The following is a 23,960-nucleotide window of genomic DNA, read 5'->3' as shown; positions in this document are numbered from 1 at the left end:
ACAAAGAAAGAGGTTTGAAGTTTATCTTCTCCCCTCTTATCTGCCAGAAAGTTTACTTTCTGCTGGAATTAGCACCGTGCCTTTTGGCGTCATAAACGCCCCATTTCACAATGGTATTACGGTCGGTTGCTGGGCTTCATCGGGCCAAATCCCTCCACCTGCTCTTGATAAGAGTTTTATAATTTTTAGAATCTTTAACTTTATGATGAAGACTATACCAAGAATAAAAATCACTTGTCAACATTTTATTTGTATAATTCTGGACGACGATCTGCAAAAACTGGAATTCCTTTGCGAACCTCTTTAATTTTCTCGAATTTAAGCTCTCCAAATAAAATAGATTCCTCTTCATCTGCCTCTACTACAACTTCACCCCACGGATCGACAATTAAAGAATGACCTGCAAACTCATTATTCGGATCCTTTCCTGCCCTATTACATGCTACAACATAACACTGATTTTCAACTGCTCTCGCCTGTAAAAGCAAACGCCAATGCCCTAAACGTACTAATGGCCATTCTGCTACAACAAATAAAACTTTTGCACCTTTAGCAGTATGAACACGCATCCACTCCGGAAAACGAATATCATAGCAAATTGTGCCAGCGCACTCTACATCATCTAGCTTAAATTCACCTGTCTCATTACCAGCTACTAAATATTTATGTTCATCCATAAGCTGAAATAAATGTACTTTACTATATTCATTGATTAGATTCCCTTCATTGTTTACAACATACATTGTATTTGTAACACCTTGCTCTGTTTGCTTCGCAATGGAACCACCAACAATATGTACACCATATTGTTTCGACCATTCTTTCAACTTTTCTTTCGTTTCTACTCCCTCTCTATCTGCAATTTCAGAAAGTCTCGTTAAATCATATCCTGTTGTCCATAGTTCTGGTAAGACGATAACATCTGGTCTTTCCTTCATCGCTTCACTTATTTTATTTTTAGCGTTCTCAATATTTTTTTCTACATCTCCAAAGACAATATCCATTTGAATACATGCGACTTTCATTTTTTCAGCCCCATTCTCATTTTTTTCTTTACAAAATACTGGAAAGATTATATCATTTGTCACTAGAATTGTAACAACTTTCAAAAGAGGTGGAAAGTATGAAATTATTTCAACCTTCTGAGATAGTAACATCATTGCCGACACAATTTTTCGCTTCACTTGTTGCAAAAGTTAACAAAGTCGTTGCAGCTGGTCACGATGTTATTAATCTAGGTCAAGGTAATCCAGATCAACCAACACCGCAGCATATCGTTAAAGCTTTACAAGATGCTGCTGAAAAGACCATTCATCATAAATATCCGCCATTTCGCGGACACGAAAGCTTAAAAGAAGCCGTGGCAACATTCTATCAACGTGAATATGATGTAGTAGTAAATCCAAAAACTGAAGTTGCTATTTTGTTTGGCGGAAAAGCTGGATTAGTAGAATTACCAGTTTGTTTTACAAACCCTGGTGATACTATTCTCGTTCCAGATCCAGGCTATCCAGATTATTTATCAGGAGTTGCTTTAGCAAAAGCACAATTTGAAACAATGCCGCTTATTACAGAAAAAAATTTTTTACCGGATTATACAAAAATTGATGACTCTGTTGCAGAGCGAGCAAAGTTAATGTTTTTAAACTATCCAAATAACCCTACCGGTGCTACTGCATCAAAAGATTTTTTTGATGAAACCATTCATTTTGCTAATAAACATAATATATTAGTCGTTCATGATTTTGCTTACGGTGCTATCGGATTTGATGGTCAAAAGCCTGTTAGCTTCTTGCAAGCAGACGGCGCTAAAGATACAGGAATTGAGATTTACACTTTATCGAAAACTTTCAATATGGCTGGATGGCGTATTGCTTTTGCAGTAGGAAATGAAAGTGTCATCGAAACTATTAACCTATTGCAAGATCATATGTATGTTAGTATTTTTGGTGCAGTTCAAGATGCTGCCCGCGAAGCACTATTAGGCTCACAGTCTTGTGTGGTAGAACTTGTTAATAGTTATGAATCTCGGAGAAATGCTCTTATTTCAGCTTGTCACTCAATTGGTTGGAATGTAAACGTTCCAACAGGATCATTCTTTGCATGGCTTCCGGTACCAGAAGGATATACATCTGAGCAATTTTCTGATATTTTACTAGAAAAAGCACACGTTGCAGTTGCTCCTGGTGTTGGATTTGGTGAGCACGGCGAAGGGTATGTCCGTGTTGGTCTCTTGCACACAGAAGATAGATTACGAGAAGCAATTAATCGAATTGATAAATTAAATTTTTTCAGAAAGTCATTGACAACATAAAAAATATCTGACAAAATTCAGTTATCTTAAAAATTTAAACATTTCTAAATACTTCTTATCAAGAGCAGGTGGAGGGACGAGCCCGACGAAACCCGGCAACCGATCTACAATTGTAGACACGGTGCTAATTCTCGCAGCGTTACGCTGACAGATAAGGAGCTGGTTGTAAAAAAACCTCTCCTTAGCTGAGAGGTTTTTTTATTTAACTAGGAGGTTATAACAATGAGCGGAATTATAGCGACATATTTAATCCACGATGATTCTCACAACTTAGAAAAGAAAGCAGAACAAATTGCAATTGGTTTAACAATTGGTTCATGGACTCATTTACCACACTTATTACAAGAACAATTAAAACAACATAAAGGCAATGTCATTCATATTGAAGAGTTAGACGAACAAGAACATATTAACTCTTATCTTGGCAAAAAAGTATCACGTGGAATCATTAAAATTCATTATCCATCGCTGAACTTCAGCCCAGACTTACCAGCCATTTTGACAACAACATTTGGAAAACTTTCGTTAGATGGGGAAATTAAACTAATCGATTTAACATTCTCAGACGAATTAAAGAAACAGTTCCCTGGACCGAAATTTGGAATTGAAGGCATCCGAAACCTTTTACAAGTTCAAGATCGCCCTCTTCTAATGAGTATTTTCAAAGGGATGATAGGACGGAATATTGGATATTTAAAAACTCAACTACGCGATCAGGCAATTGGAGGCGTAGATATTGTAAAAGATGATGAAATTTTATTCGAAAACTCATTAACACCACTTACAAAAAGAATTGAATCTGGGAAAGAAGTTTTACAATCTGTATACGAAACTTACGGACATAAAACTTTATACGCAGTAAATTTAACAGGGCGAACTTATGATTTAAAAGAGAACGCGAAACGTGCGGTGGTAGCTGGAGCAGACATTCTTTTATTTAATGTATTTTCTTATGGATTAGATGTACTGCAAGCACTTGTGGAAGACGATGAAATTCCAATTCCTATTATGGCACACCCTGCTGTAAGTGGCGCATATTCGTCATCGAAACTATATGGGTTCTCTTCTCCATTACTACTTGGAAAATTACTACGTTACGCTGGTGCTGATTTCTCTTTATTCCCATCACCATACGGCAACGTTGCATTAGAAAAAGAGGAAGCTCTTCTCATTACAAAAGCATTAACTGAGGAAGACCACTATTTTAAGAAAAGTTTTTCTGTTCCATCTGCTGGAATTCATCCTGGTTTCGTTCCCTTTATTTTACGAGATTTTGGTAAGGATGTTGTGATTAATGCCGGCGGCGGGATTCATGGGCATCCAAATGGAGCTCAAGGTGGTGGCAAAGCTTTCCGTGCTGCAATTGAAGCTACTTTACAAGGTAAACCACTCCATGAAGTGGATGAAATAAATTTGCATAGCGCACTACAAATATGGGGAAATCCTTCTCATGAGGTGAAATTATGAGTATTCAAGTATTTTGTGATTTCGATGGTACGATTACAAATAACGATAATATCATGTCCATTATGGAAAAATTCGCACCACCAGCAGCAGAGGAAATAAAGCAAAAAATTTTATCGCAAGAACTTTCTATTCAAGAAGGTGTTTCTCAATTATTTCGATTAATACCTATTAATCTACACGATGATATTATTCAGTTTTTACAAGAAACTGCTGAAATCCGTACAGGTTTTCATGAATTCATACAATTCATTAATGAAAATAACATTTCCTTTTACGTTATATCAGGTGGAATGGATTTCTTCGTCTATCCACTCTTACAAGAAATAATCCCTAAAGAACAAATTTATTGTAATGCAACTGACTTTTCAGGAGAATTTGTTGAAGTGAAATGGCCGCACCCTTGTGACGAGCAATGTCAGCATAATTGTGGTCTCTGTAAATCATCATTAATTCGTAAACTAAGCTCTAAAGATGATTTTCATATTGTGATTGGAGATTCTATTACTGATTTACAAGCAGCAAAACAAGCAGATAAAGTATTCGCCCGTGACTTCCTTATTACAAAGTGTGAAGAAAATCGTATTGCTTATACACCGTTTGAAACATTTCACGATGTTCTAGCTGAACTAAAACATTTGTTGGAGGTGAAATTATGAAACAACTTTTTCGTCAATGGTATGACTTAAGTGAAATTAAAAAAGAATTAACAACTCGGAATTGGTTTCCAGCAACGAGTGGAAATATTTCTATAAAAGTCAGTCATGATCCCCTTACTTTTCTTATTACAGCAAGTGGCAAAGATAAAACAAAAACCACTCCAGATGATTTTTTATTAGTAAATCATCAAGGAGTTCCCGTTTTAGAAACTGAGTTACGCCCTTCGGCAGAAACAATATTGCATACACATATTTATAACAATACGAACGCCGGGTGCGTACTTCATGTTCATACAACTGATAACAATGTCATCACAAATTTGTATAGTGATGCAGTCACCCTTCAAAATCAAGAGATTATTAAAGCTCTTGATATTTGGGAAGAAGGTGCAACGATTAACATTCCTATTATCGAAAATGATGCTCATATCCCGACGCTTGGAGAGAAATTCCGAAAGCATATACAAGGAGATTCAGGAGCAGTATTAATTCGAAACCATGGCATTACCGTATGGGGCCGTGATAGCTTTGATGCAAAAAAAAGATTAGAAGCTTATGAGTTTTTATTCCAATTTCATATAAAATTATTATCAATTCAAGGAGGCGTTTCTAATGGCGCAAATTCGTATTCATGAGGAAAATACTCGTATTGAAAATGAAGTAGAAGTATCAAACTTTCTACAAGGAGAAGATGTTTTATATGAGAAATGGAATATTTCTAAACTTCCTACTCATTTAAAAGAAAATTACTCCTTAACAGATGAAAACAAAGCTGAAATATTAACGTTGTTTTCAAAAGAAATTGCTGATGTTTCAGAGCGCAGAGGTTATAAAGCATATGATGTGATTTCACTTTCAAATAGCACACCTAACCTTGACGAGTTATTAATTAATTTCCAAAAAGAACACCATCATACTGACGATGAAGTTCGCTTTATTGTCAGTGGTCATGGCATCTTCGCTATTGAAGGAAAAGATGGTCGATTCTTTGACGTTGAACTTGAGCCTGGTGACCTTATATCTGTACCTGAAAATGCAAGACATTATTTTACCTTACAAGATGATCGCCAAGTTGTAGCTATTCGTATTTTTGTTACAACAGAAGGTTGGGTTCCAATTTATTAAGGTAGCTAGTTGAATAAAAGATTGGAACCCCTTTTCCAATCTTTTATTCACTCTACATATATACATCCTCCTATGGAACAGGCTTATTTCATAACATTGAAGTAAGCCTGATTTTTTATTTACTAAAATAATTTGTCCCTTTCGTTTATTCAAATCACACTTCCATTTTATCAAGTATATTTCGGAACACTTTTTGAACATTTATTGAACTTTTTTTGAATTTTTTCTGAAAATTCTGTTTTGTGTATGATATACTACAAATAATAAGAAGGAAAAGAATATTGCAAGCAGAGGGGGATAATCATGAGTTTACTTATCGCACTTATACTAGGAGTTTCATGTGGAGCTATTCCTGTCATTTTAGGAGCTATTATGGAAGAATTAGAAGTTGGTGTTTTAGGTTTTGTCGCATCTTGTGTAAGCGCTTTATTTTTTGGTTTGTACGGTGCTATTCCTGTTGCTATCCTGTGCGCATTTTATATAGTACGCCATGCTCGCGCGAAACAGTTTGGTCCTAATCACATTGCACAAGTTATTCCATTCCCAATTGAACGATGCCGCCGAGCTTCCAGCCTATAAATTATCCAACTTAAATATTATGCCTGCCTAAATAAAAAGTCCTCAAATGAGGACTTTTTATTTATTTTCTTCTAGAAATTGAAACAATTCTTGCAAATGAAGTGCATCTTCACTATAGCTAACGGATACGTGACATGTCCCTTCAATCTCAGCATGCATATAAAGGGCAATTCCATCTCGATCATATTTCAATGCCAAATAAAACTCCATTTCCTCTAACATCTTTTTCGAAGTTCGGATAACATAATGCCCTTTCTCATCTCGTCCATATTCAAAACTTGGCTCAAAATCGTATTTTTGTTTAAATGCTTCTTTTTGCTTATCATTAATCTGTACACAAGTTGATTGCTGCACAGCATCAATCATCTCATCAAACTTTTGGAGATCCATCTCATTTACCCCCTTATATACTTTTTGTATAATACTTGTGTTCCGCTATTCTCTTCTCCATCTGCGATTAGTTCTTCATACAATTCCCTCGCTAAGGTTAAACCCGGTACCGGTAATTGTAGTTTTTCAGCTTCATCTAAAGCAATCTTCATATCTTTCATAAAATGCTTTACATAAAAACCAGGTTCAAAATCTCCTTTTAACATTCGAGGAGCTAAATTACTTAATGACCAGCTACCTGCTGCTCCTGTCGAAATACTCTCTAATACTTTATCTGCATTAAGTCCAGCCTTTTTCGCATAAGCAACAGCTTCACATACTCCAATCATGTTGGAAGCAATCGCAATTTGATTACACATTTTTGTATGTTGTCCACTCCCTGCTGGTCCTTGCAGCTGAATATTTGTTCCTAGCTTTTCAAATAACGGTAAACATTTATCATATATTTCGTTCTCTCCACCGACCATAATTGCGAGTCTTGCTTCTTTAGCGCCAACATCTCCTCCAGATACAGGTGCATCTAGCGTATATACACTCTTACTTTTTCCAGCTTCATTAATACGTTTTGCCAATGTTGGTGTAGATGTCGTAAAATCAATTGCTATCGTACCTTCATTTGCATGTTCTAAAATTCCATCTATCCCAAAGTACACTTCTTCTACATCATGAGGATAACCAACCATCGTCATAACAACATCAACTTGCTTTACTAACACTTTCGGTGTATCACACCAAGTCGCACCCTCTTGCACTAAAGAATCCGCTTTTTCTTTCGTTCTATTATATACATATACTTTATAACCACTTTGCATTAAATGGTTAACCATACTTTTTCCCATCACACCAATACCAATGAAACCTATTGATAAATTTTTATTCTCCATCTTCTCATCCCCTTTGTTCTAATAAATCATTTACCATCTTTCGAAATTCCTTATTAAAATCATCATCCAAACCATTCTTCACATTTGAGAATAAAATAACAAACGTTCCTTTTTCTTTATTGAAATTATTAAACGTATTCCAGCCAGATAGTACACCATGGTTATGGAAATAATCTGGATATATGTAAAAGCTAAATGCATATTTTTTTTCTTGTGAAGGTGTAAACATCGCTTGTATACTTTGTTCAGAAAGAAGCTTTCCATTTATAATCGCTTCATCTAATTTTTTCATATCCCCTACTGTCGTATACATCTCACCCGATCCATATAACCAGTCCATCCCTAATTTTTGCGCTGGTACAAGTTCTTGATCTTTCTTCACATAACCCTTCGTGAAGTTTTTATCTCCAGGCACCATATTTCCCATACCTGATTCATGCATCTCTGCCTTTGTAAATATATTTTCTTTTATATAATCTCCTAAAGGCTTTTTCGTTATATTTTCTATAATATAAGCGAGCACCATATAATTATAATCCGTATACTTCCAACCTGTTCCTGGTGGAAAATCTAACTTTTGACTTCCAATCCAATTTATTAAATTGATACGTGAAGCCACATTAACCTTCCCTTTTCCATTTTCCGGCAAACCAGATGTATGCGTTAATAAGTGATATAACGTGATGTTTTTATCTGCTGGAAATGAAGGAATGTATTTATTTACATTATCTTGGATATTTAACTTCCCTTGTTCTTGTAACTGTAAAATGGATGTAGCAACAACTGTTTTCGTAATAGAACCGATACGATATTTTGTTTGAGGCGTATTTTCTATTTTATTTTGAACATCAGCATATCCATATCCTTTATTCAATATAACATGTTCTTTATCTGTCACCAAAACTGTCCCATTAAATTGCTTTCCTACTAAATATTGATCTAACTTTTGAGATATACTAGCATAATCAATTTTTTGTACTTCTTCTATATTATCCTGTACCTCTGACTCAATAGCGGGAGTTACCTTTGTTGTTAATACTGCTTGTTCCTTTAGATCGGGACTATAGAGAAAATAGTATACTCCGCCGCAAACTACAGCAGACAGTGAAGCCATAATCATTATCTTTTTTTTCATATTGTTCCTCCATAATTACTTCGTGAAGAATGGTCCCCCATATTCTATTATCAGGCAATAAAAAAAAATCGCAACAATTTGTTGCGAAAAATCACATTTTTTCCTTTCTATATATACATACTTGATTTTTCCCATTTTTTTTTGCTTCATATAATGCAATATCCGCTCTTTGCATTAATTCCTCTTTAGTAATTCCTTGCTCATATAACGCAACTCCAAAACTCGCTGTTAATTTCGAAATTCCAGAGAATTGCTTTGTTTCAATAAAAAATCGTAATGACTCCGCAACTTGAAACGCTTCTTTTTCTACCGTATTTGTCACTAATATTATAAATTCCTCTCCTCCCCACCTTGCAAATATATGTTGATTTTCAACTTTAGATTTCATAAGATCTGCAAGTTGTACTAATGCTAAATCGCCAAAATCATGACCATATGTGTCATTTACTGATTTAAAATTATCTATATCAAACAAAATAAGTGCTATTTTTTCATCGTTACGTATTACATTCTCCCACTCTTTCTCCAATATTTGTTGGAATTTCAAACGATTATATATTTCTGTCAATGAATCTATCATTGCAAGTCTTTCTTGCTCTTGATAGATTTCATCTAATTCTGTAATCTCTGTACATTTTACTATAAATCGTGATAAGTCTTCTGGTAAAGGTGTCGCACGTAATAGAAAAGTAAACTCTTCTCCTTCATAATTGTACATTTTAATTCTTCTTCCATTTGATAAAGTATCATCCAACCATGTTATATCGTGATTCGTCGCATAATATCCGTTCTCTCTAATAAGATGTTCTGCAAACACTAAATGTTGTTCACGATACGTAAATAAATTATCATATCCGAAGAATTGTAAAAAATTCGTATTACAATCAACAATCTCATCATCTTCTACTATAAATAATAAATCATTTTGAAAATCAAACATCGTTTGAAGCAATTCTTGTTGTAAACCTACTTGCCGCACTAAAGAAATTTGATATAAACTCTTATTCACTTCCTCTAGTACCACTTGTGGGGTTACTGGCGCTATAACAATATTACGTATTCCTAACATGAGTAAATCTGCAAACTCACTGTTTATCTGTTGATCCCAAATGATAATGAATGTACTCCGTGAATCATATATATTCTTTATATATTTTATTTGATCAACATCTGTTACATACATAATTACAATATGTGGTTTAGTTCTATGAAACAATATTTCTCCTTCTTCAAAACTATTTGCTATAAACATACATTTTGGATGGACATTTTCTATCGTTTGTTGATGTGTACATCCATCTTCTATATAAAGGACATTCAACTGAAGATCTTGTAATACATTTTGGAAAACAGTATTCTCTAATAAAAAATGTAGTATGTTCATCACTAGTCTTCACTCACTTCATATATCTTGTTTTACTGAATTCCTCACAATCATTTTATAAAAGATTGTTCTCAAAAAAATTCGATTAGTGAGGGATACATATTAACAAGCTAATTGAGAATGTTATCTTCGCTTATCGACTCTGGAAACTCCTTTTTTAGTGTATGATTATATAAATTGTATCGTTTGTATGAATGCCCTCCTTATTACTTAAAACTTGACAATTAAAATAAAGTTATTATATTCTTAAATTCAATAACTTACAAAATGTAAGTAGAATATATTACATGTATTTTAAATTAACTTGATATGTAATTTGGAGGATATATAATGACAAACAGTGACTTTTTTAACGTTTTATATGAACGCACATCTACACGTGCATTCAACCCTGAAAAAGAAATTTCATCTACAGAATTACACGAAATTTTAAAAGCAGCTGCTCAAGCACCTTCTGCTTGGAACTTGCAACACTGGAAATTCCTTGTGTTCCAAGGCGCAGACGTGCAAAAACGATTACACCCAATTGCTTATAACCAACAACAAATTCTTGATGCTTCTGCCGTAGTCGCTATTTTAGGTGATTTAGAGGCATATAAAAATGTTGAACCTGTTTACGGTCCAATTGTAGAACAAGGATTTATGAAAGAAGAAGCAAAAGAGCGCTTAGCTAAAAATATTGAATCTGCATATACTCGTGAGCAATACCCACGAGATGCTGCCTTTTCAAATGCTGCTTTAGCAGCAATGCAACTTATGCTTGCTGCTAAAGCAACTGGCTGGGATACTTGCGCAATTGGTGGTTTCAACCCACAAGCACTAATGGAAGAATTTAATGTTTCATCTCGTTACGTACCAATTATGCTTATTACAATTGGTGAATCAACTTTAAAAGGTCACCCTGCACCGCGCATGAGCGTAGAACAAGTAAGTGAATGGGCAAAATAATAAAAAACGAAGGTAATTTCATTACCTTCGTTTTTTTATATTCTGTCACACATCCGTAATATTACACTGTATTATTCGACATCTACACATAGAAAAATTGTAATATTTATGCTATCACCATAAATAAATATGGCGTTTTGTGTCGAAATTTGTTAAAGCGTTGAAATATAACCGTGTGTTTTTGTTACAATCGTGATACAATAATAACAAATAGATAACAAGAGAGGGATTTTCATTGAGTTCATACGGAAGCTTTATCGCACTTTTAAGTTACATAGTAACTGTACTACTGCTATATTTTATTGGCGATGCTGCAAACATATCAGTGTTACAATTCCCAAAAGAAGAAGCGTTACAATTAGAAGCAGAAAAACATACTGCGCGATCCATTGCACCACTACTCTTAGCTCTTCCTGTATATATCATCGTTTTATATAAAAGCAAAAAAGTGTAAAGGCTACCTATTTCATTCATTTCGGTGGTCTTTACATTTTTTTGTGACATTTCCCCTATTTTAAACATCATTCCATACTAAATACCCATCTAGTCATTTAAAATGAGAAAATCCCCTAGAAAAATTTCCATTATCTGTCCAGTCACTAACTACCGAACTTACATAGATTATAAGTGTGAAGGGGGTGATGAGGATTATGTTTGGATCATTTGGATGCTGTGATAACTTTAGAGACTGTCATCATCGTGAAAGAGAGTGTGACCATCGCGAACATCGCGAGAAAGAGAGAGAGAGAGAAGTAAAACCACAACAAACAGCTGTATGTAACGTACTTGCTAGCATTTCAGTTGGAACAGAGCTTTCTCTTTTAAGCATTAGAGGTAACGGAACATTCAACAATGTAATTTTTGAAGGTTTCGCTAACGGTGTTGCTCTTTTCTCTGCTTTAGCTCGTAATAACAAAGATGACAAAAATAACAATAACGACGATAAGAACAATCAAAATCGAAATACTTTTACTGGTATTTTACGTGTATGCCCAACTGATATCGTTGCAATCGCTATCTAATTCTGTTCTTTATCCTCAATAGCCGCAAAATAAGATTTACTTTTCTCATAGAAAAAACCTGAGACCGATTTCAAATCGACTCAGGTTTTTTACTATTATATGCTTTTAACTAATTCAACAACTTCTTCAGCAGTTGACATTGTTAATGCTTTTTCTGCTAATGTTTCCATTTCTGCTTTTGACAACTTGCTTAGTTGTGTTCTTGCAGGAAGAATAGATGTTGCACTCATACTGAACTCATCTAAACCTAGGCCTAATAATAATGGGATAGCAAGTGAATCTCCCGCCATCTCACCACACATACCAGCCCATTTGCCCTCTTTATGAGCAGCATCGATAACCATTTTTACAAGACGTAAAATAGATGGGTTATATGGTTGGTATAAGTAAGCTACTTGTTCGTTCATACGGTCTGCAGCCATTGTGTATTGGATTAAGTCATTTGTTCCGATAGAGAAGAAATCAACTTCTTTTGCGAACTGATCTGCTAATACTGCTGAAGCTGGAATTTCAACCATCATACCAACTTCAATAGAATCAGAAACAGTTGTACCCGCTTGAACAAGTCTTTCTTTCTCTTCTAATAAGATTGCTTTCGCTTGACGGAACTCATCAAGAGTTGCAATCATTGGGAACATAATTTTTAAGTTACCGTATACGCTAGCACGAAGTAATGCACGAAGTTGTGTACGGAACACATCTTGCTCATCAAGACATAAGCGAATTGCACGGTATCCTAAGAATGGGTTCATTTCTTTTGGTAAATGTAAGTATGGAAGCTCTTTATCTCCACCGATGTCAAGTGTACGAACAACGACTGGTTGATCTTCTTTTACACCTTCAAGAACTGCTTTATACGCTTCGAACTGCTCTTCTTCTGTTGGAAGATTGTCACGGCCCATGTATAAGAATTCTGTACGGTATAAACCAACGCCTTCTCCGCCATTATCGATAATACCTTGTACATCATTTGGTGTTCCGATATTAGCAACAAGCTCAACGTGATGTCCATCACTTGTTACAGTTGCTTGGTCTTTTAATTTTGCCCATACAGCTTTTTGCTCTTCAAATTTCGCTTTCTTTTCTTCAAAAGAACGAAGAGTTTCTTCAGATGGGTTTACAATTACTTCTCCATCTAAACCGTCAATGATTACGATATCGCCGTTTTGGATTTTCTCCATAACAACCTTCGTACCAACAACAGCTGGAATTTCCATAGAACGAGCCATAATTGCAGAGTGAGATGTACGTCCACCGATATCAGTTGTGAAACCTTTTGCATACTTACGGTTTAACTGAGCTGTATCAGATGGTGTTAAATCTTCAGCAATGATGATTACTTCTTCAGAAATTGTACCAGGGTTTGAGAAGTTAATTCCTAGTAAATGCGCAAGAACACGTTTTGTTACGTCGCGAATATCCGCAGCACGTTCTTTCATGTATTCGTTATCCATGTTTTCAAACATAGAAATAAACATTGATGCAACTTCATCCATTGCAAATTCAGCATTTACTTTTTCGCTATTTACTTTATCTTTTACTGGATTTACTAATTCCGGATCATTTAATACTAATAAATGTGCTTCAAAGATAGCAGCTTTATCAGCACCTAGCTCAGCAAAAGCGTGGTCCTTAATAGCTTCTAGTTCAGATTTTGCTTTCTCAAGCGCAGCGTCTAAGCGTGCAATTTCAGCAGCTTCGTTTGTAATTGATTTCTTTTCAATGTTAAATTCAGGATTCTCAAGTCTGAAAGCCTTTGCAATAGCAATCCCACTTGATGCAGCGATCCCTTGGATATTAAGAGTCATTATTCTCCTAATCCTTCGTTTTTCATAGTTTCTTCGATAGCTGCTAGTGCTTGAGCTGCATCATCACCATTTGCAGTGACCTTAATTTCTGCGCCTTGTTGAATTCCTAAAGACATAACACCCATGATTGATTTTAAGTTAACGTTTTTTCCGTTATACTCTAAGTTAATGTCAGAACCAAATTTGCTTGCAGTGTTTACAAGTAGAGTTGCTGGACGAGCATGAATTCCTGAGTCGCTAGTTACTTTAAAGATTTTTTCCATGATAATTTATCTCCTTTAAATACAGTATTTTTTTAGTTGTATAGACGTGAGTACTACATCATCTATTGTATATAATAGGCGATGTTCGGTCAACCACATCGCCTATTATAATTATAAACATTTTGCGTCAAATTCCTACTGAATGTCAATAATAGCGTTTTCGCCCTTCTTAACATTTCCATCTTTTTTCAATTCGACTTGTTGTCCTTGTTGTAAATTCGTAAAGACGATTGGTGTAATAATAGATGGTGCATTTTCTTTTATAAATGCAAGATCTACTTTTAATAATGGTTGTCCTTGCTTCACTTTATCACCTTGTGCTACAAGCGCTTCAAAGCCTTCACCATTTAATTTTACAGTATCAATACCGAAGTGGATTAAAATTTCTTTTCCACCTTCAGACTGAATACCAATCGCATGTTTTGTAGGGAATACATTTACAATCTCACCATTAACCGGAGAAACTACTGTTCCTTCTGTTGGCTCAATCGCAAATCCATCTCCCATCATTTTCCCTGAGAATACTTGGTCAGGTACTTCTGTAATCGGTAAGATTTTCCCTTCAATTGGTGAAACGATTGTTTCATTTTCATCAACTTGTTGAGGAACTTCTTCCACTTTTACAGGCTCTTCTTTTTCAACATGAGGTGTACGACCTGACATAATATCATGAATTTGTGATTTTAATGTGTCAGATTTCGGTCCGAAAATAGCTTGAATGTTATTTCCAACTTCAAGTACACCAGCTGCTCCAAGCTCTTTTAAGCGGTCTTTATTTACATTTTTTTGTTCGTTAACTTGAACGCGTAAACGAGTAATACAAGCATCTAACGAAGCAATGTTTTCTTTACCACCAAGTGCTACTAATACTTCACGTGGAAGTTCTCCTGCTTCTGTTTTCCCTGCGCCTTCATTGGCATTCGCTACTTCACGACCAGGTGTTTTTAAGTTCCATTTACGGATTGCAAAACGGAATCCGAAGTAGTAAATAACTGCTAGTACAAGACCCACAATAATTACCCACCACCATGCCGTACGACCTGGTAGTACACCGAATAAGATGAAGTCAATTAAACCACCAGAGAATGTCATACCAATTTTAACACCTAAAATTTGCATTGTCATAAATGATAGACCAGCGAATACTGCATGGATTCCGAATAATACTGGTGCTACGAATAAGAATGAAAATTCAAGCGGTTCTGTAATACCTGTTAAGAAAGATGTTAATGCAGCAGATCCTAAAATACCAGCTGCTAATTTTTTATTTTCTGGACGTGCTTCATGGTACATTGCTAAAGCTGCTGCTGGAAGACCGAACATCATGAACGGATACTTACCAGTTGTAAATGTACCAGCTGTTAATTCTACGCCATCTTTTAACTGTGCCATAAAGATTTTTTGGTCACCACGGATTAATTCGCCAGCTGCATTTGTATACTGACCGAATTCGAACCAGAACGGTGAATAGAAAATATGATGTAATCCAAATGGAATTAATGAACGTTCAATTAAACCGAATATAAATGCTGCGATCGTTCTATTTGCATCAATCATTTGATGTGAGAACGTATTTAAGCCACCCTGAATGTATGGCCAAACGAAGCACATGATAATACCTACTACTAAAGAGAATGTTGCAGTTGCGATCGGTACGAAACGCTTACCTGCAAAGAAACCTAAGTATGATGGTAATTCAATGTTGAAGTATTTATTATAGCAATATGCCGCTACTATCCCGACGATAATACCACCAAACACTCCTGTTTGCAGCGTTGGAATTCCTAATACGTTTGCATATGCTGGATCTGAAAATCCAATTTTCACTGGATCTGTTCCAGTGCTTGTTACTTTCACTAACTTATCTACTTCTAAGAATACACTCATCGTTTTGTTCATAATTAAGTAGCCGACGAATGCTGCTAAACCAGCTACTCCGTCTCCACCAGCTAAACCGATTGCTACCCCAACTGCGAATAATAGCGCAAGGTTAGCGAAAATAATATCACCAGATTGTTCCATAATTTTTGCAACCATTACGAACCAATCTGCTTTTAAAGCAGGAATAACATTTGTTAGTTGTGGATTTTGAAATGCATTACCAAATCCAAGTAAAATACCTGCTGCCGGTAAAATAGCTACTGGAAGCATAAGCGCTTTTCCGACTTTTTGAAGAACACCAAAGATCTTCTTAAACATGGAAACCCTTCCTCTCTTATCTATATTGATACTTTTCGACAAACGCCAAAAAGGCATGAGGAAAAAAAGATAGAACGATAGCTATACAAAGGGTAGTATGTCCCTTTCTTTAGCTTACATTCCCAACTTTTCTCCACTCATGCCTGATCGAATCAGTAACACGTGTCAAAAATAGGATTACGTATAAGTTCACTATAATTAAAGCAAACGTTTTCGTTATTTACCTTAATGTGTTTGTCGAATTTTGTATAACTTTGCAATAGTTATTATACATAACTATTGTAAGCGATTCAATCATTTTTTTTAACGTTTTCATTTTAGACAAAAATATATGTCTTTTTACACATGTTCTGCTTTCACTAATCGTTGTAAATGCATCGTTAAATAAATACTCTCCGCTTCATAAACAGGAAGTTGTAATTCGTTCTGCATTACTTTGACTAGCTTCCACGCCAAATTGTAACAAACTGGATATTCTAATTTTAATAAATCAGCAAAACTTTGTGCTTCTTCTACTTTTTCTCCTTTTTTCACCCGTTCAATAGCATATTGTAAATGGCGAATAAGGCGTAAATAATGAATGCTTTCTTGGTCTAATGTAATTTGTAGGTTTGTCTCAATTAAAGACACAAGTTGTGCAATAAGACGGGAATTTTGATTAACAGAAGATAAATCAGAGTTTGTAAGCGAGCTATAAATATGGAGTGCGATAAAGCCAACTTCTCCTTCTGGCAATGTAATTTGCAAACGAGAATTTAAAAGTTTCACAACTCCTTCAGCAATTTCATATTCCTCTGGATATAGCATTTTCGTTTCAACTAAAAAAGGATTATCTATTGTAAGTCCTTGTTTCAGCCTTTTAATGGCAAAAGAAATATGATCTGTTAAAGCGATATGAATATGTTCATTTAATGGAGACTCCGCTTTTTCTTGAATGTATAACATAATATCATTCATCAATTCAATTAGCTTTTCACTCACATGTGGCACTAAAAGTTTGTATTGTTCTCGATCACGTTCATTTTTTAAAACAAACATTTTCTCAATTTGTTCTTGCTCCAACACATCTTCAGCCTTTTTTCCAAATCCAATTCCTTTACCGATCACTACTACTTCCTCGTGTTCAGGATGGCTAGCAATGATGACATTATTATTTAAAACTTTTTTAATTTCTAGATAATTACTCATATAACACCACCCTCGTACTTAAATAGCCTACTTTTATGTTACAGAATATTCTTCTTTGTCGTCAATGTAAAACATCTACCATTTGATAAAAATTCATTTTTTAGACATGTTTGTATATGATGCGTATAATGTAAGAGCGACTGTACATAGAAAGGAGATAGCAACATGATTAAAATGTTTGTAAGTGATATTGACGGTACAATGATGCAGCACGGAGGTCTGATTGATGAACAGGATGTTGCGGCACTTCGCATTCTTGCTGAGCAAAATGTTATTCTTTGCTTCGCTTCTGGACGACTTGATAATGAAATCGCAGACCTAATGAAAGCTGTAAATACAAATTTCCATCGTATTAGTGTAAACGGTGTGTTTGTATACACAAATGAAAATAAGCAACTATTGTCCGCAACTTTTGATTCCAGCATTCTTCCTGATTTACTAGCTATGACAAATCAAGACCCTTATTTCCGTTATGTAAGTGATGAGCATAATTACTATATTGAAGAAAAGACACCTTTTATTCATGAACTCGAAAAACAAGTAACAATGACTTCTGTTGAAGAACCAAATTTATTACAGAAAATCGATGATACAATTTTTCCAAATAAAATTTCTATCGGTGGAACAAAAGAAAACTTACAACTCCTTCAAAAAAAGATCGATGAAAAATTCCATGGAAAAGTTAGTACTTTTATTTCAGCTGAACAATGTTTAGATGTAATGCCACCAAATATTAGTAAAGGTTCTGCTATTTCTGTTTTATTACAAGAGTTTCAAATACAACCAGAGGAGGTTGCATGCATAGGGGATTCTTACAATGATATTCCAATGTTTTCTTTAACTCCTCATAGTTTTGCTATGTCTCAAGCTGATGACGCGGTAAAAGAGCACGCTCACTATGTAGTAGATGCTGTCAAAGATGCCGTTAACCAAGTACTTGTTTATAATGAAGAAGCAAATAAAAATACGACTCAATCCTTATAAGGATGAGTCGTATTTTTATTTCTTTACATGTTGAAAACATCAAAGTTCACTGTACTTCACAAACTGAAATATATTACTTGTTACGTGCGATGTTCGTAATAAACTTGTAACGATCACCACGATAAATACATTTCACATACTCTAACGGTAACTCACCTTCTGAATATGACCATTGACGCATTACAAGTACAGGCGCCTTTTTAGGAATATGCAGATGTTCAGCTTCATTATCCGTTGCAATTGAAGCTTCAATTGATTGAGTAGCGCGAACTAGCTTAAAGCCCAGTTTTTTCTCTAAATGTTCATATAAAGATTGTTGCAATATTTCTTCGTTAATATCTTTCACAAGAGTTGGCGACAAATATGTCGTCTCAAATGCAATCGGTTCGTCATCAGCTAAGCGAGTACGCCTCACTTCATAAACCGACTCTCCCTCTTGTATTTTCAGCCGGTCTGCTATTTTAGCAGTAGCTGGAACTAGGCGGAAACTTAATAACTGGCTGCTCGGTTTCATACCACGAGAAATCATATCTTCTGTAAATCCCGTCATTCCTTGCAACTTTTGCTCCACTTTCGGAAGTTGGACGAACGTTCCAATCCCGCGCTTCCGGTATAAATAACCTTGTTCCACTAAGTTATTAATCGCCTGTCTGATTGTCATACGACTTACTTCGAACTTATCACAAAGTTCATTCTCAGATGGAATTTTATCTCCCGGCTTCCATTCGCCTTCCTCAATTAGCTGTTTCACCCACTCTTGAATCTGATAATAGATCGGAAATGGTGAATACTTGTCGATGTTCATCAGCAATCGCCTCACTGCATAAAGATAGAGCTTCTGGATCTGCGATTACGGTTACATTCGGATGACGTTGTAAAACTGTAGCAGGACACGCCTCACTATATTCACCTTGCAATAATTCTTTAATAGCTTCTGCCTTTTTAGATCCCATAGCAACAAGTAGAATTTGTTTCGCTTTCATAATACTTCCAATTCCCATTGTAATCGCATGAGTCGGCACATCTTCTTCATTTTCAAAGAAGCGAAGGTTTGCTTGGCGCGTAGATTCTGTTAATTCTACAATATTAGTTGGAGAATTAAATGGTGTTCCTGGCTCATTAAATCCGATGTGACCGTTTTCACCGATTCCAAGAATCTGTAAGTCAACTGGGTTAGCTACTAGAATGCCTTCATAACGCTTGCACTCTTCCTCTAAATCACTTGCCATCCCATTAGGTACATAAGTTTGTTTAAATGGAAGATAATCAAACAACTGTTCTTGCATGAAATAGTGATAGCTGTTTTTATCTTCGTGTGGTAAATTTACGTACTCATCTAAGTTTACAGTGGTTGTATGACTTGTATCAAGTTTATTTTTTCGCATTTCTGCATAAATACCTAATGGAGAGCTTCCTGTAGCCATTCCTAAAGTTGGATTTTCTTTTGATTTTACAACCTCTTTAATTAACTTATAACCTGCTTCAGCTAATTCTTCTGGAGTTTTTACAACAAGAATATTCATCTAATTACTTCCCTTCCTTCATATGAATTCCTAAACGAACCGTATCATATACATGTAATTCTTCAGTCATAATAACAAAGTCTGCATCTTTACCTGCCGCTAACGCGCCTTTATTATTTAATCCAAACTCTTCTGCTTGGTTAACTGATGTCATCAACACTGCATCCTCGATTGAACATCCTGTAAATTCAATTACATTTCGGAAAGCTTGATCCATTTTCAAAATACTACCAGCTAACGTTCCATCTTCTAATCGGGCACTGCCATCTTTTACATGTACTGGCTGTCCGCCAAGCTCATATAATCCTTCTTCAAGACCTTTTGCACGCATTGCATCTGTAATGACACTTACTTTTTTCGGTCCTTTTAATTTATATGCTAATTTCACCATATCAGGGTGAATGTGAATACCATCTGTAATTACTTCAACCATTACATCTGGATTTAATAACACATGACCAACAACTCCTGGTTCACGATGATGTAATCCACGCATTTGATTGTATAAATGTGTTGCATGTGTAATTTTTCTATTTTTCAGTTGTGCATCAATCGCATCTGTATGCCCCATTGTGCCAACAACACCTGTTTCAGCAAGATACTGTTCAAACTCTAACGCACCTTCTTCTTCCGGTGCATATGTTACTAATTTAATTAGATTACCGCTTGCTTCCTGCCATTGTTTAAATTGCTCGATACTCGCAGGAACAATATGTTCTAGTGGTTGTGCACCCGCACGTTTTTTTGAAACATATGGTCCTTCTAAGTGAATATATTCGAAATGTGCTCCTTTATCTTTCGCTTCCTTCGCAGCACTTAGCGCCGCTTCAATCGCTTCTGGAGCTTGTGTCATTGTTGTTGGGAAGTACGTTGTAACTCCTTCTTTTAACATTTCTTTACCAAGAGTTACTAATCCATCGCTATTTGCATCCATCGCATCAATATCGTATCCACCATGAATATGAACATCAATCATACCTGGAATCACAATCTTTCCTGCCACATCTAACACAGTTTCATTTTCTTGTGATACATATTGAGCCATCAAACCAATTTCTTTAACTGTTTCTGCGTAACGAATAAATCCGTTTTCCACTACTTCTTTACCTGTATAAATTTTGGCATTGATGACAACTTGCGTTTTCATTTTCATCGATCCTTTCCCATGAAATACCTACTTATTATTATTACCTTATTCGCCTAATTCCATCTTAATATACACACAAGTAGTTGTCTATACATTCTAATGAAATTTCCTCTTCTTTCAGCAAAAAAAGGAAATTGATTTCTTTTTTATTATAATATATATTATCCATTTTTTCCAAAATGGATAATACCCTCTTATATAATTAGTTACTTAAGTAATGGCATAAGACCGCTCGCCCCCATAGTAATATGTTCACCATCTGTTTCTATTTCTACAGTACGCTTGTTTGTTCCGTATATCATTATACCACGCTGTTTTAATCGTCTTACTACACTTTGATGAGGATGCCCATACGGATTTCTACTCCCGTACGAAAGAATAGCGAATTGTGGATCTACTTTTTTTAAGAATGTTTCACTCGTTGAAGTATACGAGCCATGATGCCCAACTTTTAATACATCTGCATGTACATCAAATTGCTTTAATATTTCATTTTCTGTCCGTATATCAGCATCACCCATTAATAAAAAGTCCGCTTTACCATATCGAATCTTTAACACAATTGAGGACTCGTTATTCTCGTCTTTCGATTTCCCATTGTTCAATACTTGTATAGAAACATGTGGATCTAGCGGTATATATTGTCCTTCCTTCACTGAAATGAAAGGTATACCCCTTTTTTTAATATTATTCCGATACGTATGATAAGTAAATGAACTATATGTTTTTCCACTATCTAATACGAGTGCAACCGGCATTTGTTCTACAATTGGAATAAGCCCCCCTATATGGTCCATATCCGGATGAGTACTTACAATCACATCTAAATGATTAATTCCTTTTTCAATTAGTTTTTGAATAATAACCTCTCCGGCTTCATAAGGGCCCCCATCTATTAACATCGTTTGACCATTTGGCAATGTAATAAGTGTCGCATCACCTTGTCCAACTTTTAAAAAACTCACTTTCATTTTACCGAAATGTTGCCGCTGCATATGTATAGAAGACGCAGTATGAATAGACGTCATATATCTTTTAGCCGATGCGCTGTTTAACGAAAAACATAATAAAACAGAAACCAACAATAGAATACTCCGTACACCTTTCATAACTCGTCTCCTTTTTTCATTTAGTATGGCACGCTCTGTAATTGATATACAAAAAAGCTTAGCAAAATGCTAAGCTTTTATTTTGATAATTCCTGTAAAGAACCAAAGAATAAATCCGCTTCATTCATTTGTTCATTTTCTTCCGAAAGAGGTGGTAAATCATCTAACGTTTTCAATCCAAACGTGTCCAAAAATTCTTTCGTAGTTCCATATAAGATAGGACGCCCCGGGCCTTCCGCTCTTCCTGTTTCTTTTATAAGTAAGTGTGAAACTAACGTTTGTAATGCCTTGTCCGTTTTCACACCTCTAATCTCTTCCATTTCTGTCCTTGTAATCGGTTGACGGTACGCAACGATTGCCAACGTTTCAAGAGCTGCTTGAGAAAGTGAAGCCGCGGTTGGAGTATCTATTAATTTTTGATAGTACGAAGCATGTTCTTTCTTTGTTGCAAAACGATACACTTTTGCATATTGTACAATTTGCAAACCGCGATTCGATCCTTCGCATTCTTTTTGCATTTCCTCTATACTGTTTATTACTTCTTCCACTTCAACTTCCAGAACTTTAGCTATCTGTTCCGGATAAATCCCTTCGTCACCTGCAACAAATAAAAGCCCTTCAATAATCGCTTTTTGTTCTTTTCTATCCATTTTACGAACTCCTTCCTCCTATTTCCCATAAAAAATACACATAAAAAAACCGAATCACAGTAAATGCGTTCGGTTCAATATTTCTTCTCTCGTTCCAAACGATACATTAAAACCTAACATAAGATAAAATATTTCTATCCCATCTTCACATCAACTCTATACGGATTTATTAGAGCTTGATACGAAAATTTCATCAAAATTATGTTCTTGCTCAATTATGATTTGTTGATTTTTCATTAGCTCAAGAACCGCTAAAAATGTTACAACCATTATTTCACGTTCTTCATCAGCAAACAAATCATAAAAGCTTTGACGACCGCCTCTTACTTCTAACTGTTGTAGAATATCAGTCATTCGCTGTGAAATTGGTATTTCTTGGCGAGTAATTCGCGTTGTTACGGGGGTTTTTGCTTTTTTACGACGCATTAGCTTTTGAAATGCCGCTAACATATCATATAACGTAACATCAAGAGGTAAGCTTGTCTCCTCTTCTTGTTGAAATGATGTAAAATCAATTGGCGGACGTGTATATAGCTGTGCTCTTTCTTGTTCTCTTTCTTTTAACTCAGTAGCAACTTGCTTATATTTCTTATATTCAATTAACCTCTCCATCAATTCTTGACGAGGATCATCTATAAAGTCTTCACCGTTATCAGGTACATCTTCTTCTTGTTTCGGTAACAACATTTTACTTTTAATTTGTAATAACGTTGCAGCCATTACTAAATACTCACTGGCAACATCTAATTGTAATTCTTTCATCGTATGGACATAAGATAGATATTGCTCTGTAATTTCCGCTACAGGAATATTATATATATCAATTTCGTAACGATTTATTAAGTGTAACAATAGATCTAAAGGCCCTTCAAAAGCCTCTACTTTAAAATTATACTGCACAAAGCATCCCACCACATTTTTTCTATAACACCATAAGTATAGAGCATCCTCATGTTCTATCCAACCTTTTTAAGAAATTTAATTAAAAATAGACCTATGCCCATGTCATAATGCCCACCGCTTCATATGATAACAATGTAGTAAGAACAATGTAGGAGGTCAAAAACTATGGGTCACGTTGATTGCGGTTTTAGCGGTGGGTTCGCATTACTTGTTGTACTGTTCATTTTACTAATCATTGTAGGAGCAGCTTGCTTCTGCTAATAGGAAGCAATAAAGCGACTA

Annotated in this window: 26 protein-coding genes and 2 riboswitches; of the genes, 11 read left to right on the top strand and 15 right to left on the bottom strand. The window is 35.4% G+C overall.

Going from position 1 to position 23,960, the window contains the following annotated elements:
• Window positions 1-33: 33 nt before the first annotated feature.
• Window positions 34-174: riboswitch (SAM riboswitch) on the bottom strand.
• A 71-nt stretch (window positions 175-245) separates the two neighbouring features.
• Window positions 246-1,109 carry a carbon-nitrogen family hydrolase gene (locus QCI75_RS07170; RefSeq protein ID WP_353760147.1) on the bottom strand — a complete coding sequence of 288 codons (864 nt, stop codon included), beginning with the start codon at window positions 1,107-1,109 and terminating at the stop codon, window positions 246-248.
• Between the two features lie 14 nt (window positions 1,110-1,123).
• On the opposite strand from QCI75_RS07170, the gene QCI75_RS07165 reads away from it, so the two are divergent.
• The 6 genes from QCI75_RS07165 to QCI75_RS07140 all read left to right on the top strand — a co-directional run bounded on the left by QCI75_RS07165 (window position 1,124) and on the right by QCI75_RS07140 (window position 6,141).
• Window positions 1,124-2,314: a pyridoxal phosphate-dependent aminotransferase gene (locus QCI75_RS07165; RefSeq protein WP_353760145.1), complete on the top strand. Its 1,191-nt coding sequence runs from the start codon at window positions 1,124-1,126 to the stop codon at window positions 2,312-2,314.
• Between the two features lie 52 nt (window positions 2,315-2,366).
• Window positions 2,367-2,472: riboswitch (SAM riboswitch) on the top strand.
• 64 nt (window positions 2,473-2,536) lie between these two features.
• A complete protein-coding gene (mtnW, locus tag QCI75_RS07160; protein ID WP_144504330.1) occupies window positions 2,537-3,781 on the top strand; it encodes a 2,3-diketo-5-methylthiopentyl-1-phosphate enolase in 1,245 nt (414 codons plus the stop codon).
• Window positions 3,778-4,437: a 2-hydroxy-3-keto-5-methylthiopentenyl-1-phosphate phosphatase gene (locus QCI75_RS07155; protein ID WP_353760144.1), complete on the top strand. Its 660-nt coding sequence runs from the start codon at window positions 3,778-3,780 to the stop codon at window positions 4,435-4,437. The genes mtnW and QCI75_RS07155 overlap by 4 nt, the downstream gene beginning before the upstream one ends.
• Window positions 4,434-5,072 (top strand): methylthioribulose 1-phosphate dehydratase, encoded by a 639-nt coding sequence (locus QCI75_RS07150; protein ID WP_002128926.1) that lies wholly within the window; start codon window positions 4,434-4,436, stop codon window positions 5,070-5,072. The genes QCI75_RS07155 and QCI75_RS07150 overlap by 4 nt, the downstream gene beginning before the upstream one ends.
• Window positions 5,050-5,562, top strand: a complete 513-nt coding sequence (locus QCI75_RS07145) for a 1,2-dihydroxy-3-keto-5-methylthiopentene dioxygenase (RefSeq protein ID WP_002111583.1) — start codon at window positions 5,050-5,052, stop codon at window positions 5,560-5,562. Before QCI75_RS07150 ends, QCI75_RS07145 begins: the two co-directional genes overlap by 23 nt.
• A gap of 303 nt (window positions 5,563-5,865) precedes the next feature.
• The gene (locus QCI75_RS07140) at window positions 5,866-6,141 is read left to right on the top strand and encodes a hypothetical protein (RefSeq protein ID WP_128853537.1); all 276 of its coding nucleotides are present in this window, start codon (window positions 5,866-5,868) and stop codon (window positions 6,139-6,141) included.
• 57 nt (window positions 6,142-6,198) lie between these two features.
• Here the strand turns inward: QCI75_RS07140 and QCI75_RS07135 are convergent, their stop codons facing one another.
• From QCI75_RS07135 to QCI75_RS07120, 4 genes are all read right to left on the bottom strand, one after another.
• Window positions 6,199-6,531 (bottom strand): DUF3909 family protein, encoded by a 333-nt coding sequence (locus QCI75_RS07135; protein WP_000365603.1) that lies wholly within the window; start codon window positions 6,529-6,531, stop codon window positions 6,199-6,201.
• Between the two features lie 5 nt (window positions 6,532-6,536).
• The gene (locus QCI75_RS07130; protein WP_144504333.1) at window positions 6,537-7,415 is read right to left on the bottom strand and encodes an NAD(P)-dependent oxidoreductase; all 879 of its coding nucleotides are present in this window, start codon (window positions 7,413-7,415) and stop codon (window positions 6,537-6,539) included.
• A 4-nt stretch (window positions 7,416-7,419) separates the two neighbouring features.
• Window positions 7,420-8,550, bottom strand: coding sequence for a serine hydrolase domain-containing protein (locus QCI75_RS07125; RefSeq protein ID WP_144504335.1), 1,131 nt, complete (start codon window positions 8,548-8,550; stop codon window positions 7,420-7,422).
• A 91-nt stretch (window positions 8,551-8,641) separates the two neighbouring features.
• Window positions 8,642-9,934, bottom strand: a complete 1,293-nt coding sequence (locus QCI75_RS07120) for a GGDEF domain-containing protein (RefSeq protein WP_144504338.1) — start codon at window positions 9,932-9,934, stop codon at window positions 8,642-8,644.
• Between the two features lie 330 nt (window positions 9,935-10,264).
• Here QCI75_RS07120 and QCI75_RS07115 point away from each other — a divergent pair, with 330 nt between their 5' ends.
• From QCI75_RS07115 to QCI75_RS07105, 3 genes are all read left to right on the top strand, one after another.
• Window positions 10,265-10,882, top strand: coding sequence for a nitroreductase family protein (locus tag QCI75_RS07115; RefSeq protein WP_144504340.1), 618 nt, complete (start codon window positions 10,265-10,267; stop codon window positions 10,880-10,882).
• A 235-nt stretch (window positions 10,883-11,117) separates the two neighbouring features.
• On the top strand, window positions 11,118-11,336 hold the full coding sequence (locus QCI75_RS07110) for a hypothetical protein (protein WP_002088422.1): 219 nt from the start codon (window positions 11,118-11,120) through the stop codon (window positions 11,334-11,336).
• 196 nt (window positions 11,337-11,532) lie between these two features.
• Window positions 11,533-11,904 carry a DUF3915 domain-containing protein gene (locus tag QCI75_RS07105; RefSeq protein ID WP_144504345.1) on the top strand — a complete coding sequence of 124 codons (372 nt, stop codon included), beginning with the start codon at window positions 11,533-11,535 and terminating at the stop codon, window positions 11,902-11,904.
• Window positions 11,905-11,999: 95 nt separating this feature from the next.
• Here QCI75_RS07105 and ptsP read toward each other — a convergent pair whose 3' ends face one another.
• The 4 genes from ptsP to glcT form a co-directional block, all read right to left on the bottom strand.
• Complete coding sequence (gene ptsP, locus QCI75_RS07100; protein WP_144504347.1) at window positions 12,000-13,712, bottom strand: phosphoenolpyruvate--protein phosphotransferase; 1,713 nt, start codon at window positions 13,710-13,712, stop codon at window positions 12,000-12,002.
• The gene (gene ptsH, locus QCI75_RS07095) at window positions 13,712-13,975 is read right to left on the bottom strand and encodes a phosphocarrier protein HPr (RefSeq protein WP_002033915.1); all 264 of its coding nucleotides are present in this window, start codon (window positions 13,973-13,975) and stop codon (window positions 13,712-13,714) included. Before ptsH ends, ptsP begins: the two co-directional genes overlap by 1 nt.
• A gap of 135 nt (window positions 13,976-14,110) precedes the next feature.
• The gene (gene ptsG / locus QCI75_RS07090) at window positions 14,111-16,174 is read right to left on the bottom strand and encodes a PTS glucose transporter subunit IIABC (protein WP_353760142.1); all 2,064 of its coding nucleotides are present in this window, start codon (window positions 16,172-16,174) and stop codon (window positions 14,111-14,113) included.
• A 339-nt stretch (window positions 16,175-16,513) separates the two neighbouring features.
• Window positions 16,514-17,362 (bottom strand): glucose PTS transporter transcription antiterminator GlcT, encoded by an 849-nt coding sequence (gene glcT, locus QCI75_RS07085; RefSeq protein ID WP_002033914.1) that lies wholly within the window; start codon window positions 17,360-17,362, stop codon window positions 16,514-16,516.
• A gap of 165 nt (window positions 17,363-17,527) precedes the next feature.
• Between glcT and QCI75_RS07080 the strand changes: the two genes are divergently transcribed.
• Window positions 17,528-18,346 carry an HAD family hydrolase gene (locus QCI75_RS07080; RefSeq protein ID WP_353760141.1) on the top strand — a complete coding sequence of 273 codons (819 nt, stop codon included), beginning with the start codon at window positions 17,528-17,530 and terminating at the stop codon, window positions 18,344-18,346.
• A gap of 73 nt (window positions 18,347-18,419) precedes the next feature.
• On the opposite strand, the gene phnF is transcribed toward QCI75_RS07080, so the two are convergent.
• The 6 genes from phnF to QCI75_RS07050 form a co-directional block, all read right to left on the bottom strand.
• Window positions 18,420-19,151: a phosphonate metabolism transcriptional regulator PhnF gene (gene phnF, locus QCI75_RS07075; protein WP_098776640.1), complete on the bottom strand. Its 732-nt coding sequence runs from the start codon at window positions 19,149-19,151 to the stop codon at window positions 18,420-18,422.
• A complete protein-coding gene (gene nagB, locus QCI75_RS07070) occupies window positions 19,081-19,869 on the bottom strand; it encodes a glucosamine-6-phosphate deaminase (RefSeq protein ID WP_144504353.1) in 789 nt (262 codons plus the stop codon). Before nagB ends, phnF begins: the two co-directional genes overlap by 71 nt.
• Window positions 19,870-19,873: 4 nt before the next feature.
• A complete protein-coding gene (nagA, locus tag QCI75_RS07065; protein WP_353761498.1) occupies window positions 19,874-21,016 on the bottom strand; it encodes an N-acetylglucosamine-6-phosphate deacetylase in 1,143 nt (380 codons plus the stop codon).
• A 206-nt stretch (window positions 21,017-21,222) separates the two neighbouring features.
• Window positions 21,223-22,125 carry a ComEC/Rec2 family competence protein gene (locus QCI75_RS07060; RefSeq protein WP_353760140.1) on the bottom strand — a complete coding sequence of 301 codons (903 nt, stop codon included), beginning with the start codon at window positions 22,123-22,125 and terminating at the stop codon, window positions 21,223-21,225.
• A 77-nt stretch (window positions 22,126-22,202) separates the two neighbouring features.
• Entirely contained in the window at window positions 22,203-22,775 is a 573-nt protein-coding gene (scpB, locus tag QCI75_RS07055; protein WP_002014908.1) for an SMC-Scp complex subunit ScpB, read from the bottom strand.
• Between the two features lie 156 nt (window positions 22,776-22,931).
• Window positions 22,932-23,675 (bottom strand): segregation/condensation protein A, encoded by a 744-nt coding sequence (locus tag QCI75_RS07050; RefSeq protein WP_144504357.1) that lies wholly within the window; start codon window positions 23,673-23,675, stop codon window positions 22,932-22,934.
• Between the two features lie 168 nt (window positions 23,676-23,843).
• Here QCI75_RS07050 and QCI75_RS07045 point away from each other — a divergent pair, with 168 nt between their 5' ends.
• Window positions 23,844-23,939 (top strand): YjcZ family sporulation protein, encoded by a 96-nt coding sequence (locus QCI75_RS07045; protein ID WP_000510194.1) that lies wholly within the window; start codon window positions 23,844-23,846, stop codon window positions 23,937-23,939.
• Window positions 23,940-23,960 lie beyond the last annotated feature (21 nt).

The organism is Bacillus cereus group sp. RP43 (assembly GCF_040459645.1).
Classification (GTDB): Bacteria; Bacillota; Bacilli; order Bacillales; family Bacillaceae_G; genus Bacillus_A; species Bacillus_A mycoides_C.
Note: the sequence above shows the minus strand (reverse complement) of the source record. Positions and strands in the feature narration are given on the sequence as shown.